The sequence below is a fragment of the Frankia sp. ACN1ag genome (assembly GCF_001414035.1).
In the GTDB taxonomy this organism is placed as follows: domain Bacteria; phylum Actinomycetota; class Actinomycetes; order Frankiales; family Frankiaceae; genus Frankia; species Frankia torreyi.
In genome coordinates this window covers 226,539-242,712 of the sequence record NZ_LJPA01000006.1, presented here as the reverse complement: position 1 = coordinate 242,712, position 16,174 = coordinate 226,539, and the positions used below count along the sequence as shown (strand labels likewise).

Annotated in this window: 16 protein-coding genes and 3 pseudogenes; 3 read left to right on the top strand and 16 right to left on the bottom strand. The window is 68.6% G+C overall.

Annotation, left to right across the window (positions count from 1 at the left end; translation table 11 throughout):
- Positions 1 to 102: 102 nt before the first annotated feature.
- The 5 genes from UK82_RS07590 to UK82_RS32505 form a co-directional block, all read right to left on the bottom strand.
- Entirely contained in the window at positions 103 to 1,572 is a 1,470-nt protein-coding gene (locus tag UK82_RS07590; protein WP_055406716.1) for an Hsp70 family protein, read from the bottom strand.
- A 763-nt stretch (positions 1,573 to 2,335) separates the two neighbouring features.
- The coding region (locus UK82_RS42430; RefSeq protein WP_396230481.1) for a dynamin family protein at positions 2,336 to 3,411 on the bottom strand (1,076 nt) is incomplete at its 3' end.
- Positions 3,412 to 3,509: 98 nt separating this feature from the next.
- The gene (gene grpE / locus UK82_RS07580; RefSeq protein ID WP_082122221.1) at positions 3,510 to 4,079 is read right to left on the bottom strand and encodes a nucleotide exchange factor GrpE; all 570 of its coding nucleotides are present in this window, start codon (positions 4,077 to 4,079) and stop codon (positions 3,510 to 3,512) included.
- Positions 4,076 to 5,752, bottom strand: a complete 1,677-nt coding sequence (locus tag UK82_RS07575; protein ID WP_044887721.1) for a dynamin family protein — start codon at positions 5,750 to 5,752, stop codon at positions 4,076 to 4,078. Before UK82_RS07575 ends, grpE begins: the two co-directional genes overlap by 4 nt.
- Positions 5,739 to 5,960, bottom strand: coding sequence for a hypothetical protein (locus UK82_RS32505; RefSeq protein WP_152989826.1), 222 nt, complete (start codon positions 5,958 to 5,960; stop codon positions 5,739 to 5,741). The genes UK82_RS07575 and UK82_RS32505 overlap by 14 nt, the downstream gene beginning before the upstream one ends.
- A gap of 233 nt (positions 5,961 to 6,193) precedes the next feature.
- Between UK82_RS32505 and UK82_RS07565 the strand changes: the two genes are divergently transcribed.
- On the top strand, positions 6,194 to 7,333 hold the full coding sequence (locus UK82_RS07565; RefSeq protein WP_055406713.1) for a hypothetical protein: 1,140 nt from the start codon (positions 6,194 to 6,196) through the stop codon (positions 7,331 to 7,333).
- Positions 7,334 to 7,666: 333 nt separating this feature from the next.
- Entirely contained in the window at positions 7,667 to 7,822 is a 156-nt protein-coding gene (locus UK82_RS33555; RefSeq protein WP_157866983.1) for a hypothetical protein, read from the top strand.
- A gap of 28 nt (positions 7,823 to 7,850) precedes the next feature.
- Here UK82_RS33555 and UK82_RS07560 read toward each other — a convergent pair whose 3' ends face one another.
- The 11 genes and pseudogenes from UK82_RS07560 to UK82_RS34310 all read right to left on the bottom strand — a co-directional run bounded on the left by UK82_RS07560 (position 7,851) and on the right by UK82_RS34310 (position 15,451).
- Complete coding sequence (locus tag UK82_RS07560; RefSeq protein WP_044887735.1) at positions 7,851 to 8,318, bottom strand: nuclear transport factor 2 family protein; 468 nt, start codon at positions 8,316 to 8,318, stop codon at positions 7,851 to 7,853.
- Positions 8,319 to 8,505: 187 nt separating this feature from the next.
- Positions 8,506 to 8,793, bottom strand: a complete 288-nt coding sequence (locus tag UK82_RS07555) for a DUF1330 domain-containing protein (RefSeq protein WP_044887718.1) — start codon at positions 8,791 to 8,793, stop codon at positions 8,506 to 8,508.
- Between the two features lie 584 nt (positions 8,794 to 9,377).
- A complete protein-coding gene (locus tag UK82_RS07550) occupies positions 9,378 to 10,583 on the bottom strand; it encodes a hypothetical protein (protein ID WP_055406712.1) in 1,206 nt (401 codons plus the stop codon).
- A gap of 969 nt (positions 10,584 to 11,552) precedes the next feature.
- Entirely contained in the window at positions 11,553 to 11,840 is a 288-nt protein-coding gene (locus UK82_RS07545) for a hypothetical protein (RefSeq protein ID WP_044887715.1), read from the bottom strand.
- Between the two features lie 615 nt (positions 11,841 to 12,455).
- The coding region (locus UK82_RS07540; protein ID WP_236705619.1) for a DUF86 domain-containing protein at positions 12,456 to 12,791 on the bottom strand (336 nt) is incomplete at its 3' end.
- Positions 12,781 to 12,841 (bottom strand): annotated as a pseudogene (locus tag UK82_RS42425) (nucleotidyltransferase); the annotation flags it as partial. The pseudogene UK82_RS42425 and the gene UK82_RS07540, both read right to left, overlap by 11 nt.
- A 1-nt stretch (position 12,842) precedes the next feature.
- Positions 12,843 to 13,071: pseudogene (locus UK82_RS42420) on the bottom strand (hypothetical protein); the annotation flags it as partial.
- Positions 13,072 to 13,187: 116 nt separating this feature from the next.
- The gene (locus UK82_RS07530) at positions 13,188 to 14,081 is read right to left on the bottom strand and encodes a helix-turn-helix transcriptional regulator (protein WP_055406766.1); all 894 of its coding nucleotides are present in this window, start codon (positions 14,079 to 14,081) and stop codon (positions 13,188 to 13,190) included.
- A 27-nt stretch (positions 14,082 to 14,108) separates the two neighbouring features.
- Positions 14,109 to 14,428 (bottom strand): annotated as a pseudogene (locus tag UK82_RS36425) (SDR family oxidoreductase); the annotation flags it as partial.
- A gap of 1 nt (position 14,429) precedes the next feature.
- A partial coding sequence (locus tag UK82_RS36420; RefSeq protein WP_236705618.1) for an SDR family NAD(P)-dependent oxidoreductase occupies positions 14,430 to 14,915 on the bottom strand: 486 nt, incomplete at its 3' end.
- A gap of 395 nt (positions 14,916 to 15,310) precedes the next feature.
- Positions 15,311 to 15,451, bottom strand: a complete 141-nt coding sequence (locus tag UK82_RS34310; protein WP_199865498.1) for a hypothetical protein — start codon at positions 15,449 to 15,451, stop codon at positions 15,311 to 15,313.
- Between the two features lie 380 nt (positions 15,452 to 15,831).
- Between UK82_RS34310 and UK82_RS33550 the strand changes: the two genes are divergently transcribed.
- The gene (locus UK82_RS33550) at positions 15,832 to 15,987 is read left to right on the top strand and encodes a hypothetical protein (protein WP_157866984.1); all 156 of its coding nucleotides are present in this window, start codon (positions 15,832 to 15,834) and stop codon (positions 15,985 to 15,987) included.
- Positions 15,988 to 16,174 lie beyond the last annotated feature (187 nt).

Genomic DNA, 16,174 nt, shown 5'->3' with positions numbered 1-16,174 from the left:
CGAGACGCGCNGGCAGGGTGGGGGGACGCCGGTGGAAGCAGGCGACGCGATACGGGCGATCGGCCCGCTCTCGTCTTCACGTAGCGGGCATGAAGCTCACCGTCAGCCGCGTCGGCCGAAGTTCTCGCCGAAGAAGGTCCCGACTCCGATTGCCGCGATGACGTACAGCGCGCCGGGCGGCGTGACGCCGATCAGACCGCCGAGGATGGTCAGCGCCACCACGGCGAGCACAGCACCCACGACAAAGCCGAGGACGGTCTTGAGGCGGTCGAAGGACGACGAACCTGACGGGGAACCGGGTACCGACGGGGAACTGGGTACCGACGGGGAGGGGGGTTTCGGCCGGGACACCGGCGGGGTGGAGATCTTCGGCCGCTCGTGGGTTCCGGCCCGGAACGGCTCCGGCGGCGTCGGCTTGACCGCCGGACCAGTGGTCGCCGACGGGGCCGCGTCGGCGCTGGCCGCGCCCGGCTTGGACGTGATCACAGGCTTGGGAGCGATCATCCGACGGGCGGTCAACGTCGCGCCCCGCACCACCGCCAGGTCGGGCTCGTCGACCTTGAGCACCCGGCGCCCGGACCGTCGGGCCAGTTCCCGCCCGACCAGCGGGCTCATCGAACTGCCGCCGACCGGCGCTACCGCGTCGACGTCGCGCCAGCCCAGACCCAGGTCGGCCAGCAGGCCCTCGCAGGTGTCGATCGTCTCCCGGACGTACCGGCCGGCGATTTCGTCCACGCGGTAGCGCGTCAGCTCAACCATGGTCGGCGGCTTTGTCTGCCCGACCAGTTCCGTGACCGACTTCCGGGTGGACAGCTCCCGCTTCAGCCGTTCGGCCCGGTCCCGCAGGTCGAGCCGTTGCCGTAGGACATCCAACGCGTCCGACGCGAGGAGCTCCTTGATCGGCGGGTAGGTGACGGCGAGGTGGGCGAGCAGGTCACGGTCGATGTCGCTCCCGCCGACGTCGAGGCCCCTGGTCCCCAGCGCCTCCCGGGTGCCGTCCGCCTGCTGCTCGACGACCGCGCAGTCGAACGTCCCACCGCCGAAGTCGTAGACGAGGATCCTTCCCGGCCCGCTGAAGTCGTCGGTACCGAAGGCGTGCTCGGCCCCGGCCACCGGCTCGGGAACCAGTCGCAGGACGGCGGGGTCGAAGCCGGCCGCGCCCGCCGCGTCCAACATCAGCCGCCGCCGCTGGTGCTCCCACGACACCGGCACGGTGATGCAGACCCGCTTCACCTTGCCCGGTACCTTCTCCGCGGCCAGGTGACGCAGATGCCGCAGCACCTCGCTGACCAGCTCGACGTTGGTCAGCTCCTGGTCGCCGAGCCGCTTCGGCGTGCGGTCCGCGATGTCGCCCTTGAACCCGTCCCGGTAGGCCTCGATACGGGTGTGGCGCATCCGCCGGGCCCGCTCGCCGACCGCTATCGTGCCGTCCGGGCCAAGGAAGACCGCCGTCGGCATGGAGACGCGGCTGCGGTCGGCCGGGTCCTGGATGGTCACCACATCGCCGCCCGGCCGACCAACCATGATCGCCGAAGTCGACATCCCGAAGTCGATCCCGTACACCAGTGCCACAGCTCATCCCCCGTCGTGCGCCGTGTTCTTGTCGTCCGTTGGCGCCGGCCGCGACGGTCGGCGCAGGTGTCCGGCCGCCGCGCGCAGGCCGTCCAGCCGGGCCCGGAGCGTCTCGTAGCCGGCTTGGCGTTGCTCGAGTTCGGCCTGTCGCCGGACCAGGTCGCGTTCGGACCGCTTCTTGTTCTCGCGTAGCCGCCCGACCGACTGGTTCAGCGACTCCCGGGCGAGCGTGACCTGCTGGTTGAGCTCCTGGCGGACCACATGGGTGATGTCGGTCAGGGCCTCGTCGAACGTGCGCAGGGCCCGCTCGCGGTTGGTCCGGACGGTCTGGTCGAGGTGAGACCGGAGCTGGGAACGCCGCTCCTGCGCCGCCCGCTCATCGTCGGCCTGCACGGTCTCCCGGTAGCCGGCGACCGAGCCGGAGATCAGGCCGAACAGCGCGCCGAGGGCTCCTCCGATGACGGTGCCGATGCCCGGCATCACGGCCGTGCCGACAAGCGCTCCGCCCACCGCGCCGCCGGTGTAGAACATCCGCCCGGCCTGGACGGCCCGCGACGCCTTCCGCAGCCCGGTCGAACCGGCCGACACGGTCAGGTGCGGGGCCGACACCCGGGCCGTGAACCCGCTGCCGGACGCCGCCGGCGCGGTCAGGGTCAGCGCCGTCCGCGTGGCGAAATCGGCGCAGACATACTCAGCCAGCCGCATCAGGTCGCCGTTGGCCGCGTTCACCGCGTCGACCATCGTCGCGCTGACGCTGCCGACNAGCGCGTCCGGGTCGGCGTCGGCCTTGACCGCATCGTGGATCTGGGTCCGGATCGCCTCGAAGTCCTCGTCGAGCCGGCGGCGCACCGGCCGGGACTCGGTGCGCAACGCGTGGGCGAGCTCCTCCCGCCAGCCGGCGGTGTCCGACTGGAGTCGCCGGGCCTGCTCGGTCGCCGCGACCAGCTCTGCCTCGATCTTCTTGGGCTCACCACCGGCAGCCAGCGCGGCCAGCTCGTTGGCGACCGGAGCCGCACCCAGCGCCAGCGCGCTGTCGAGGGCGTCCAGGGCCCAGCCGAGCTGGGCCGCCCCACAGCCCGCCGCCAGACCGCCCCAGAGCTCGGCTTCCAGCTCGGGGAAGCCGGACTCGGCGACCAGCTCGGCCGTCAGCTCCTCGTCCGGCTCGGCGGTGGCCTGCTGCCGGCGGGCCGACGACAGCGCGACCACCAGCAGCTCGTCCGCGTCGAGCCCGGTCCGGCCCGCGACCCGCCTACGCGCCTCGTCGACGATCGCCGTGGCCGACACCACTTTGTCGATCATGGTCACGGCAACGACGACCACCGGCGACCGCTCCAGTGCGTCAGACAGAAAGTCGAGCTCCCGGCTGGACAGCGGCGCCATGGCCGAGGTCACGAACAGGATGGCGTCGGCGTTGGGGAGGAACGCGTAGGTGGCGGCGGTGTGCTCGGCGTTCATGCTGCCTATGCCGGGCGTGTCGACCAGCACCAGCCCGGTCTCCAGGGACGGGATCGGAGCCGTGATCTCGACCAGCTCGACCTGCCGCTGGTTGCCCGGGTTCGCCTGCTCGGTGACGAACTCCCGCACCTCGGCCAAGGTCAGGTCAACCCGCCGCGAAGGCCGGTCCGGCTTGGTCGCGTCCCGTAGCCAGGCGACGGCGGACTCCCGCTCCCCCCAGGCCAGGGTCATCACGGCACAGGTCGTCACGTCGACGTCGACCGGGAACAGTCGCGGTCGCTCCAGCAGAGCATTGAGCAGGCTGGACTTCCCCCGCCGGAACTCGCCGCAGACGACGACCCGGTAACGCCCGGCGGCCAGCCGGTCCCGCCCAGCGGTGAGCATCTCCCTGGCCGCCGCGGACAGGTCACCGCCGACCACGTCCAGCAGTTCCGGGAAGAAGGCCAGCACCCGGTCCCGGAGCTGGTCGAAATCGCTGTCGGTCACGCGGGCTCGTTCCCCTCAGGCGCGGCGTAGACGACCACCTGCTGGGGGCGGACGATCTGGTCGCGCCACAGGTAGCCGGGTCGAACGGTCTCGGCGATGCGGCCCTGGTGTCCGGCATCCGGCGCCGGCCGGGACGCGACGGCCTCGTGCCGGGCCGGATCAAACGGTCCCTCGTCGGCGACCCAGGTCACCTCGCAGTGGCTGATCATGGTGCCGACCCGCTGGGTGATCCAGCGGGCGAACGCGGCCGCGGCCGCGGGGTCGGCGATCGCCTCGTCATCGGTCAGGTCGACCAGGTTGTCGGCCACGGCAATCAGGTCGTGGACGACGACCGGCGGCCCGGCGTCGTCGATCGCGGCCAGCAGGTCTGCCAGGCGGTCGCGGTCGGCGGCCAAGCGGTCGCGGTCGGCGGCCAGACGGTCGCGGTCGGCGGCCAGCTCCGCGTAGGCGGCGGCACCGGCTTTCGACTCGGCCCGGGCCGCAGTCAGGTCGGCCACCAACCCGTCGGCCCGGCTCCGCAGGTCCCGCAGCTCGTGCCACGGTGACAGCACTCGACGGGTACTCACCCGACCACCACCTCACCATCGGACCTCGGCCGGGCTGCGCCGTGGGCCAGCCGTTCGTAGCTGCGCAGGACGGTCCGCGCCGCCCGGACCGTCTCCCGGTCCAGCAACGGATCGGCGCTGCGGCCCGCCCACCACCGGATCCGGGCCGTGGCCGCAGCGAGTTGGTCGGCCGCAGACGCGGCCGGGTCCAGACCCAGCCGGGCGGTCGGCTCCTGCCCGTACTCGCCGGTGACCCGCAGCAGCTCGTCGCGCTCGACCGACGAAAGATCCAGTTCCTGGGCGTAGAGCGCGGACAGGACCGAGAGCTCGGCGAAACTGTGGTCGTTGGATCGCAGGTTCTCCACTCGCCCGGCCAGGGCATCGACCGCAGCCGGCACCGGGCGCCCAGCCTGGCGCGCCTCGCGGCGCAGCCGCACGATCGCGTTCTCCAGGTCCCGCAGGCCGCCGTCCATCTTGATCAAGGTTGCCCGGTTACCGAAATGGTCGACGATCAGGGAACGCAGCCGCTCGACGCCGCTGTCGGCCAACAGCCGTTGCCGCACCTCGGCCTCGCCCAGCCCGTCCCGCAGGTAGCCGCAGGCCCGGTGGATCCCCCAGGCACCGAGCCGCAGGATCAGGTCCCGCCGCTGCTCCACCGGCACCCGGATGCCGGGCAGGGATTCGCGGGTGGCGAAGAACGCGGTGTCGCCGAGCCGCAGGGCCAGCCTTTTCGGGTCAGCGGCGGCCAGGTCGGCCAGCACGTCGAACGATGCGGCCGGCAGGGTCTGCGCCCCCTCGGCCACCAGCCCGGCCACCGGCACGATCGCGAAGAACAACCGGGCCAGCGCCGAGCGCTGGCCCAGCCGGGCGGCGATCTGGCTGGCCGCCGCCATCGGGTCGTAGGTCATCGGGTTGTGGTCACCCGGCAGGTCCGGCTGCGGTGGCCAGTACTCGTCGCACCGCGACAGCACGCCGAACGCCTTGAGCGCAGTGACCGTCGCCGCCGAACCGGACCCGACGAACTCGGTGACGACCCGCAGGTCCCGTTCGTGCGGGCTGCGCGCGAACAGGAAAAGCACGGCGTCCGCCCGGTTCACCTCGGCCGCGCTGTCGGCGTGCATGCCGGCCTCGGTCCGGCCGATCGTGGCCAGCGTCTCGGCCCGCCGCTGCGCCTCGGGGTCTCCGTACGTGCCCAGCGCGTCGTGGGTGTTCGCAGCGTCGACCCCGTCGACACTGCCCAGGCCGGGCGTGTCGACCAGGCGGAAGGTCCGCAGCAGCCGGTGCGGGAGCCCGAGTTCGACCGACCGGATCGCCCTCAGATCGGCCAGCCGCTCCGGGTCACGCACCGTCCACCGGTGCAGGTCGGCCGGGTCGACCTCGACCGAGCGGCCGTCCTGGTACCGAACGACGGCCGCCGGCTCGTCCGAGTAGACCAGCTCATTCACGTTGAAGGTCAGCTCGAGCTGGCCGGTCGCCGCGACCGTCTCTCCGAGCAGCGCGTTGACCAGGGTCGACTTCCCGCGTTTGAGCTGGCCTGCGACAGCGACCCGCATCGGCTGGTCCAGCCGCTCCTGAGCCTGGCGCAGGCAGCGGGCCACCGGCTCAGCGTCGTCCAGCCCGGCCAGCCGGTCCGCGTTGTCTGCGAAGAATCGGCCGCCGCCCGGGCTGCTGGCGTCACCGTCAGAAGTCTTCATCGCCCAGGCCGTCAAAGTGGTCGTCGTACGCGTCGTCGTTGTGGGCGTCGTCGTTGTGGGCGTCGTCGTCGTGGTCCGGCTCGAGCTCGGCCGGGTCCTCGCCGTGCAGGTAGTCGTCGTGTGTCTCGTACACATAGCCCAGCGCGTCCTGGTCGGGGTCGGTGACCGTCACCCCGTCGTCGAACTCGACGTCGTCCAGATCGCTCATGTGGCCGCCCTCCGCGCCCTTGATGTCGTGTGGCCCGACCACCCCCCGGTCAGCCGGGCCGGGCAAGACCGTAACCAGGACAGCGGTTCCCGGAGCCGCAGTTCATCGGCATGATGAGTACCGGTTGTCCCGTCCTGTCCTTCCAGGACAGCCGGAACGGGAGGAATCGCCGACGTCACTGAGCGGACGGACGACGCTGGGGGAAGTCCGCAGCCCACCGAGGAACGGAAGCGATGTCGCACACGGGGGAAACATCGCCGGAGGACCCGGACGGGGTCTCCAGCTACCAGGATCTGCACGAAGCGATCACCGGCCTGTGGGGGCGGTCCAACGACCGGTCGGTCGAGTCACGGACCGGCCTGTCCAAGACCACCATCAACGACCTGCGCAACCGGCGCCGTCGGCTCACCGAACACTCGGTGACCCGCATCGTCGAGGCCTTCGACCCGGCCCGACGCACGGCCTGGTTGGCCGCCTGGCACCGGCTACAGCGCACGGCCGGGCTGGGACCGGAGCCCGCAGCCGGGCCGGCCGGAGCCGAAACGGGAACCGCACCCGAACGCGAGACCGGCCGGAGCCCGGACGAGACGCCGGCGACGGTCGTCGCGGACCCGTCACCCGCCGATCCGGCCGAGCCCGACCCGGCGTGGCCTGGCGAGAGGCAGCCCGGAGAGAGGCGACCTGGCGAGAGGCAGCCCGGCGAGAGGCGGCCCGGAGAGGGGCGGCCGGCGCGACCGACCCGGACGCTGATCGGCGCGGCGATCGGCCTGCTCGGGGTGGGTCTCGGCGCCGGCATCGGCCTGGGCGCGCTGCTGTTCGGCGGCGGCACCGCCCCGACCGCCACGCCGGCCCCGCCCACCGCGGCTGGCCCACACGGCTGCTACAACCTGCCACTCAAGACGACAGCGACCGTTGTCGACCAGCGGGGCTCCGACCAGTACGGCGTGCGGGTCTCCGATGCCTCCTACACCTACTACGCCTCCTGGAACCCGTCGTTGGAGGTAGGCGGCCGGCTGTCGGCACCGGTGCCGGCCGGCAAGGAACTCGTCGGCGCCGGCTGGGCCGATCCCGGCACGACCGACTCGACGCCCCGGCACAACCCGGGCAACGGCCGCTACTACCCCGGGGACGTGCTCACGGTCTCCGACCAGCTCTGCTTTCGCGGGCCGCGCGGCGTCGTGGGCTACCCCGGCTATCCCGGGATCACGACCCGGATCTCCGTGATGCTGGTCGACAAGGGCGGGGCGACGGTGCTGGCCCGCGACGCCGAACGGCTCGACGGATTCACCGACCGCGACCTGGCTATCCGCGGGGCCGACATCATCGGCTACTTCGACGTCCCGTCGGCGCCGATGACGCCGCCGGACAGCTGATCCGCCGGCCGGGCCCACACCGAGCCACGCTGGCCCGGCCCCTGACTGCCGCCTCCTGCTGGTAAGTGGCACCCTGCCCCGCGGACGAAGATCGAAAATAGCTGAAACCGCTGTCTCACAATGGTTCTCAAGCGAGAAATGATCGCCGGAAATCGGTCGAAATCGCCCAGAAGTGGAACCGCTCCGGGTACCGACCGGGTACCCGGAGGGCCTTCCCGCTTGATCACTGGGGGCGGACGGAGGTTACTCTGCGTGCGGCTGCCCGCAAGGTCCACCCCGGACTGGATGGTTACTCTTCCTACCCGTCTGCGGACCCAGCCGTCTCGGCAAGCGGTGACACACACGCAGGGCCTCTCCAGCGGACTGGCCGGGGTGCGCATCGACGTCGACCGGCTCACCCGGATCTCGGGCGAGGTTGCCGACCCGGCGATCGCTGGCGCGCTCGACGCCGCGCTGGAGCTGCTCCGCGACGCCGGCGCGGCGATCTGATCTTACCGCGGGCGGGATTTCGGCCCGCTCATGGCCCGCTCGACGAGGATGGGGCGGCCCCCGCTGCCGGTGGCTTCGCGACCAGGTGGAGATCGCCCTTCCGACGCTGGATGCGCCAGCCCTCGGGCGTCCGGGACAGTCGGTCCAGGTGCCGCCCGAGTAGAGATATCCCCAGTCCGCCGTCGGGGCGCCGTTCCACCACCGTCCACATGACCTCCGCCGTCGCGGTATCACCGGCGAGGATCACGTCGGGGCTGGAAATGATGTGGAACGAGGTGCCGAGCCCGGCCGTGAGGGTCCGGGCCATGAGTTCCTGGATGGCCTCGGGTCCCTTGGCCCGCCCCATCGGTCCCAGGAGGACCTCACCGTCCTCGGCGAACAGGGCCGCCAACCGCTCCCAGTTGCCCTGATCAAGATGCCGGCCGTAATCGACGAATAATTGATGGATCGCATCGCGGTCCTCGAGCCGTTGAAGACGGTCCTCAAGACTTTCCATGGTCACCTCGCACTGTCGAAACGTCTGAGCAGCGCTGACCATCATCAGCGTCGCACCGCCGGGTGGTTTCGGTCGAGCAGCTCATCGACGACCTGTGTCCGGAGCAGCCCCCGGCCCGGGCGGCGGCCACGGTGCCGGTCTTCGTCTCCCGGCTGCGCCGGCCCTCGGACCAGAGCGTCCCGACTCGTCACACGCCCGGCACGATGCGCATGTCACGAACGGCGCCGCCGTCGAGGACGGCCAGGGCCTTCTGGTAGGCGGGGCTGTCGTGTGCGGTCCGGGCAGCCTCGACCGAATCGAACTCGATAAGCACGGTGCGGGTCTTCTCCCCGGCCTCGTACGTCTGCTCGGGAAGACCCCGGGCTACGAAGGTGCCGCCGGCCGCACGCAGCGCCGGGCCGGCCAGCTCGGCGTACGCCGCGACCTTGCTCTCATCGACGATCTCCTTGTAGATACTGATCCAATAGGCAGTCATGACACCATCGTGCCCGAGGACGGCGCACAGACGGGTCTCAGCCCCAGGACGATCGGGCCAAGGACAGGCCCTGGAGCCTGGGTGAGGCCGTCGATGATGCGCTGACGCACCGGGGAACGCCCGATGCCCCGGCAGGAGAAAGCGGCACCGCCCTGAAGGGCGACGCCGCTTCTGCTGATCTTGCTAATTCGGCTGCCTCACCGAGCACTGCCCTGGCGGGCCAAGGTTCGAGTAAGGCTGTCGTGGTGGACCTAACGCACCACAATAAGAACCGTTTGATCTTAGTTCAGGGTCCCGAGATCATCATCCGCCCGGTCTCCACGCGACTTCCGACCAGGGGCGATGCCCGGTGATCGCTCAGCCGGCAACATCATCCAGAGAGTCGAACACACGTTCCGCACGCCTGGCGGGTCCGGAGGATCCGGTCCGCCGAGTGACCACGATCGTGAGATCGTCGTCGGGCTGAAGCCGCTTGACGCCGACGTCAGCGTGACTCCGGAGAGCCAGTCGGCGAGTATGGATCGACAGCCGGCGTCCTGCGCGCCGCGCCGGCCGGAGGTGGCGTCACCCCGGGGCGACGCCGGTCAATCGCACCTGGGGTACGGCCATGGGCCGTTCAGGTAGTCAAACATGGCGTTCCAGCTGTAGTACGAGCTCGCCGTGTCGGATGGGCACGCTATGTAGCTGTACATGAAACCACTCGGGTCACTGTAGTCGGAGCGATTGGTGAAGAGTGTGCTATGGAAGACCAAGAACACCATCGTCACGTCGCCGCTGACGTCCCAGTACACGGCTTTCGGCCCTTGGCCGTCCATGATGCCGGCATCTGGCAGGTCCGCGAGAGCCGGCCATATGTCAGTCACACCCAGAGGACTGGCCCAGGGCCCCATGGGCAGCATATCTCCGCTGCTCGCATCGAGCAGGACGACCCGGTTTCCCGCGATGAACAGGTAGGAGTCGCCGAAGGCCGTGGCACAGGAGATGCCGTTGGCCCACTGCTCTTTCTCTTCCTCGCCGAACTCTCCGCTGTCGATCCGGCTGAGCCCCCTCCAGGTATCCGTCAATTTCGACGGCGACCAGGTGACCGAGGTTTCGTTACCGTCCGTTCGCACACAGTAGGTGTCGTTGAACAGCCACCACATCCCGGTGCGGGGGACGAAGGTGCAGGTATCCAGCCCACTGTCAAACTGCTTGTAGTCCTTGAGGCAGGACCATCCATAGGTGCCCCTGAAATCCTCCGGGTTGGTGTGCATGGAGTTCCCGTCATACCCCGTGGAGAAGTAGACCGACGACACGGACTCGTCCGGATTCGAATTGGTGGCAGTGAAAGTCCAACGGTTCTTGTAGAGGTTGATGGAGTTCACGGTCCACCACCGCAGGCCGTTCACGGGGTCCGGAGGGTTCCATCCTCCCGGCGGGACGTAGCCCTCGTCCGGCACCGGCATCACGGCAGGATCGGGAATCCACCCCTCCAGTTTGACCCTTCCGTCCGACACCTGGTCCGAAACCGCCTTGATCGACTCCACCTCGACATCAATATACGCCTTAACCGCCTCGAAGAGCGGCGCGAGCTCCTCGAGCCCCTCCATGGCCGCTTTCAGGAACTGATCGAAGAGCTTGTCCATGCCGCCGATCCAGACAACCGCCTGCTTGCTCAGATGAATGGCATAATAGAGGCCACTCACTTCGCAGTAGACGTCTCCGCTGATGTCGGCCTTGCCGATGTTGGTCGCCCCGGTGTGCGAGCGGTGCGTGAGCGTTCCGCCAGCCGGTTGAGGGGGAAGCAGCAAGGTGACTCCTCCTGTCAGGACCCGTCGGCCAAAGAGTAGGAGAGCAAGCGGCTCGGCGATGGGCGTTCGAGACCTTATGTCCATCTAGGTGATGGGATGCTCCGGTCTGGTATGGAATCAGCGCCCGCTATTCCTCAACGCGCACGAACCGAGCGGCACGTCGCAGGCCCTGCTGGGCACGAGTAGGCACGTATCGAGCAGCGGGGAGACATCTTGTTCAGCCATCAGCCATCAGCCTTCTGGCGGGCGGCTTCCAGCGCCGCCTGGGACTCGTCGGGGCTGACGTCCCAGAGGCCGAGATGCTCGGTATCGGCACTGTTTACCCAGATCAGAGGCCATCCGCTCTGTGCGGCGGACCATGCGTGGGCACAGTCAGGCCGAAGCCTCCGGGCTCCGACCGTCCCGCCGTCGATCCCCTACCGCGTCACCTGCGACCTCAAGATTGTCTCCGAGCTCCTTGGCCACGCCTCCGTCCACTTCACCGGTGACGTCTGCACCTCGGTCTTTGCTGATGCTGATCGGGCCGCCGCGAGGGCCGCGGCCGAGAATATCTGGTCGGGCTGACGTTCCTGTTCGCGTTCGGGAACGCGGCGACGCTCGGTATCCGTCTCGGGATGCCAACCTACGTCGCGTCCCTCGTAACCCCGGCGGTCGACCTCTCGGTCGTGGCGCTTCTGATCGGCACGCGATTCGACATTCGCGGATGCGCTGCCTCGATTCGCTGGATCGCAGGCCGTCGGCGCTGCAATGATTTCGCGCCTGGAGGGTGTGAGTGCAGCATGGCAGCGGGCCATCCGGTCGGTCTGGCTTTTCGGGATGCATCGTTCCCCGTCCTGGGCGCACCGGCAAGGCCGGACATCGGCCATAGGACCATCCGAGCGCCAATCGGGCCAGACTGGCCGCGGGTTCCGGGCGAGCGGACGTCCCCGACCTGGTATCCAGGCCGGGGCGCTCGTGGTCTCGGGCGGGTCAGCCGGCCGTCGGCACCGGCACGGTCTCAACGACCACGGCGTACAGGCCCTGGCCGACAGGGCTCCAGTCGCTGACGTGGCGGACTTCAAGGGTCGAGAGTAGGTTGTCGGTGGCCTCGCCGAGAGCGGGGAAGCCAGCCGCCTGATCGGCGGCGTAGCTGCCCGGCGTGAGGTAGATCGCGTCGAGGTGGCCGATGATGGCGCCTACCTTGTCGGCCTCACCGCGGACGATGCGGACCTCGCGGGTGTCAGCGTCGACATGCACGTAGGTGTTCGTGTCGGTCAAGGGTGCCTCCTTGGGGGTGGCAGAGATCGGTTCGGTTCGTGCAGGAGTCAGCCTTGCGCAGCGACGTAGACCCGTGCCACGCGCCCCCCGAGGTGTTAGGCCTCGGGGGCATACGGCCTCTCGCGGTCATCTCGCGAGGCCAACTCCAAACCGATGGTGGCCAAATCCGGGTCTCGCCGCAGTTGCGGATACGTTCAGCGGTAGATGCCATAGGTGCCGATCCGCAGCCAGATGATGTGTGGGTCAGCGCGGTTGGGGACTCCCATGCCGTACTTCCGAAGTGCTCGGCCGTCGCGCGCCCAGCGGAGGTCAAACACGCCGTCTTCGCTGGGTCGCGATGGGGATGGGGGACGCTGGCGGGCAATCAGTGCCTTCAGCGGCGCCACGGGCGAGGGGAGCACCGCGGTAGACACCGGCGGACTATGCGTGCGTCGTCGCCCAGCAAGGCCTACGCGGGCCCCGAACGGGGACGATGCTCGGTGATCGTGCCGATCAGAACATTGTCCACGGAGGAGAGCAAGCGTTCCGAACGCCTGGCGGTCCGGGCACTTCCGGGCCGCCAGGTGACCGTGATCGTGGTCAGTGCGGCTGGTCGAGTTGGCTGGCGACGAGCGNGAACTCCGCCTTGAGGAGCATGGTCAGTTGCTCCTGAAGTTCGCGCAGCGCGGTCGTGGCGATGCGCCACACAATGGACCAGTCGACCTCGAAGTATGTATGCACGGCGATGTTACGAAAGTCCGTGACGGACCGCCCCGGCACGCCCGGCCAGCGCGCGCGGATCTCGGGCGAGACTCGCCCCGCCGCCTCACCGATCACCAGGAGCTTCTGTAGAACGGCGCTCTGGATCAGGTCGCTCGCTGCGAACGCGGTCTCGTCGACGTCCCGGACGAACGTCGTCGCGGCGGCCGCGGCTTCGATCATGTCGACGAGGTACAGCTCATCACGCCGCATAGAGGACCCGAGCCTCCGCGAGCACCCGATCGCGGATAACCCACTTCAGCNGGGACTTGGGCACCAGGTCGACGCGGCGACTGACGATCATTTCGAGCTCGTCTCGGAGATCAACGATCTCGAAGCCAAGCGTCGAGTCAGGCGCCAGCACGTACAGCAGGTCGACGTCCGAGGATTCGGTTCCGCAATCGCGTTCGAGTTGTCTTGGCCCGGCATCGCTGTGATGGATCAGCCCGTCATCGACACGGCGTCGGGCGTCATCGCGCCGCCACAGCGCCATCTTCAACGGTTCATGCGCGTGTCCACACNGATTTTTGTCTCACTCCCGTGTTTACCTTCCGGCAGATTGTTGCCCCACGTCATGGTCCGCTGACCAGTACGGCTGAAGGGGTTGGACTATCCGTTGTGTGCTTCAAGCTCGGTCGCCAGCGTCTGTTGGGTGGCCGCCCACGACGCCAGGAGCGCTAAATTGTCAGCGGTCGGTGTGCCCGCGGGTGCGGTGTAGACGTTGAGGTGCAGGCCGGGTTCGGCGGGCAGTTCCAGGGACTCGACGTCCAAGTCGAGCTGGCCCACGATCGGATGGCGCACACGCTTGCGGCCGGACCGGTGCAGCCGCACGTCCTGAGATGCCCACCGCTGCCGAAATAGCTCACTGCACGTTGACAGTTCGCCGACCAGGGCGATCAGCTCCTCGTCGTGCGGATTGCGACCGGCTTCCATGCGTAGCTTCGCGGCCACGTCACCGGCAATTTGGTCGTAGTCGACAAAGAAATCTCTGGCCGCCTCGGGGTTTAGATAGACGAACCGCGCTGTGTTCGCGGGCCGTCGCGGGTCGGCCAGCACCGGTGAATACAGCGCGCGAGCGAGTTGATTCATGGCGAGCACGTCATAACGGCCGTTACCGATCCAGGCCGGCGCATCGGAGATCGCGTCGAGCACCTGCTGCAGCGTCGAGCGCACCGTCACGGCATGCCTACGCCGGCGTGGGCCGCTGGGCGCCCTGGATTGGCGCGCGAGGTGGAACAGGTGGTCGCGCTCGGCCTCGTCGAGTTGCAAGGCAGAGGCCAACGCGTCGAGCACGCCATCGGAGGCACCGGCGAGGCTGCCGCGTTCCATGCGCACGTAGTAGTCGACCGATACCCCCGCCAGTAGCGCTACCTCCTCGCGGCGCAGACCTTTGACCCGACGGTTACTGCCGTATGCGGGCAGGCCCGCCTGCTCGGGTGCGATGTGGGCGCGACGCGAGCTGAGAAACTCCCGGATCTCGGTGCGCAGATCCATCGTGGCCATCCCCTCGCCGTAAGCCCGTCCCACAGTTTAAGGGGTACCCGATGCGGTCGTCGCGATGCCGCCGTCTACCGGGATGATGGTGCCCGTGAGGTAGGACCCAGCCCGGCTAGCGAGAAACACGGCGATACCCGCCATGTCGTCGTCGCGGCCGAGCCGGCGCAAAGGGGCCGCCGCCGCGATCGTGTCGCCGATGGCATCGAGCGTGGACGCCATCATCTGCGACGGGAACACTCCCGGTGCTACCGCGTTCACCGTGACGTGCTGTGGGCCCAGCTCTCTGGCAAGCACTCTGGTGAGTTGATGGAGTGCCGCTTTGCTGCTGGCGTACGAGTAGTTGGGCGACTGGGNGACGTGGATGGCGGCGATACTGCCGATGTTGATGATCCGCGCGGGATCATCGGCGGTGCCCGCCCTGCGAAGCGCGGGGAGCAGCGCCTGCACCAGCCAGAACGGCGACTTGAGGTTGAGGTCGATCACTGTGTCCCAGGCCTCGTCCGGGAACGTCGCCAGCGGCTCGCGCCACATCGCTCCCGCGTTGTTGACAAGGATGTCCAGGCGTTCCGAGTCGACTTTGACAAGATCGGCGAGGCGCTGACACTCGTCGTGCCTGGACAGGTCGGCGGAGATTGCTTGAACGTCACCGAATTCGGACAGTAGATGCTGTGCCTCCGCGCACGTGTCTGCCTTGCGTGAGCTGATGACGACGCGGGCGCCCGCCTGGAGGAAGCCGCGCGCTATCATCATCCCAATGCCCCTGGTGCCGCCAGTGACAAGGGCGTACTTCCCACTCAGATCGAAAAGTTCCGTGTGAGCGGTGAATTGGTTGTCCGCCATTGGTCTCCGTCCCATCTGTCGTGGAAGAATGCGCCGACACGGTCGCGCATTCGGGGCAGCTGAATTGAACTGATGGGGGTAAAGCTGCAGGGCGTGTCCATGGAGTGTTGTCGGCGCTTTCGACTCAACCAGGTTGACAGGCGTTTTGGACGTCTGGGAGACCCTGGTGATACAGGTACTGTGAGAGCCCCCCTTGCCTGGTGCGCTGACTCACCTCAGTGATCGGAGCCGACTGCGGGGCGGCGGCGGACGGCGGTCTCGCCTTATACATCGACCTACGCACAATCGGGTCGGCAAGCGGCTTGCTCGAATAGTCGCATTCGCCAACGAGAGCGGGCAGTTCGATCCGAGCACCCCATAAGGACCTCGCACCCAGGGGGTGGTGCTCTTCGGGATCATCCACCTGGTTCGGATAAGTCGGTGACGTCGTCGTTGCCGATGCCGTGGATGCGCCTGGCGAAGGCGGTGATGGGCGTGTCGGGTCGGACCAACCAGGTACTCTCCCAGGCCAGGGTCATCACGGCAGAGGTCGTCACGTCGACATCTCCACATGATCTTGATTGGCGGTGGCCCGCCAGCACGCAGCTCGGCGAGTCGGGGTACGCGTGAGCTGGCCAGGTCCGGCCACCGGCTCGGGGGGTGCCGGCGACCGGACGACCCCACTCTCCCTCGTGTTGGAACGTGGGAAGTTCCCTCGGACATGAAGGTCTACTTCACGGCTTGATGGGCCCGTGACCTGCGCAGACAGACGTCTCACGCCCGAGATCTTCGGGTTCGACGGGGAACTGGAAGTATCCGTCGGGCCGGCTCGGACAGAGAGGCGTTCGATGTCCGTAGCTGGGCTGTTACTGGTGGTCTATTCTCGATGCGCAGCGACGCTGGACTCCGGAGAGCAGGGGAAGAAGCCTTCCGCGCCATGGGACTGGAACTCGCCCAGGCCACGGGCTCCACACGCGCCGACACCCTGCTCGACGGTATGGCGGGAGCGCTCGCGGGAAACAATCGGGTGCTGGAGGTCGGCCAGTTCCTGGCCCTACCTGCCAAGATGGTGCGAGACAGGGATGTCGGCTAACTAGCGAGTAGGGCGGGTAGGGAGCGCAAGCCAGATGGACATGGGGCTGACAGCGGTTCGTCGACGCCGACCAGCGTCTCGTCGGTGCCCAGTCCGATGGTGAGGTAGCGCGGGCCGCCCAGCCTCACCGTGGCCAGGACGGGGAATCTGGTCCGTGCCTCGGCAGGCCAGCCCGGGGGGTTCGGGG

Bases quoted from the DNA above. Each gene is read 5' to 3' on its own strand.
- UK82_RS07575 (WP_044887721.1), bottom strand. From the start codon at position 5,752: ATGAAGACTTCTGACGGTGACGCCAGCAGCCCGGGCGGCGGCCGATTC.
- UK82_RS32505 (WP_152989826.1), bottom strand. From the start codon at position 5,960: ATGAGCGATCTGGACGACGTCGAGTTCGACGACGGGGTGACGGTCACC.
- UK82_RS07565 (WP_055406713.1), top strand. From the start codon at position 6,194: ATGTCGCACACGGGGGAAACATCGCCGGAGGACCCGGACGGGGTCTCC.
- UK82_RS07560 (WP_044887735.1), bottom strand. From the start codon at position 8,318: ATGGAAAGTCTTGAGGACCGTCTTCAACGGCTCGAGGACCGCGATGCG.
- UK82_RS07555 (WP_044887718.1), bottom strand. From the start codon at position 8,793: ATGACTGCCTATTGGATCAGTATCTACAAGGAGATCGTCGATGAGAGC.
- UK82_RS07530 (WP_055406766.1), bottom strand. From the start codon at position 14,081: ATGGCCACGATGGATCTGCGCACCGAGATCCGGGAGTTTCTCAGCTCG.
- UK82_RS33550 (WP_157866984.1), top strand. From the start codon at position 15,832: ATGGGACTGGAACTCGCCCAGGCCACGGGCTCCACACGCGCCGACACC.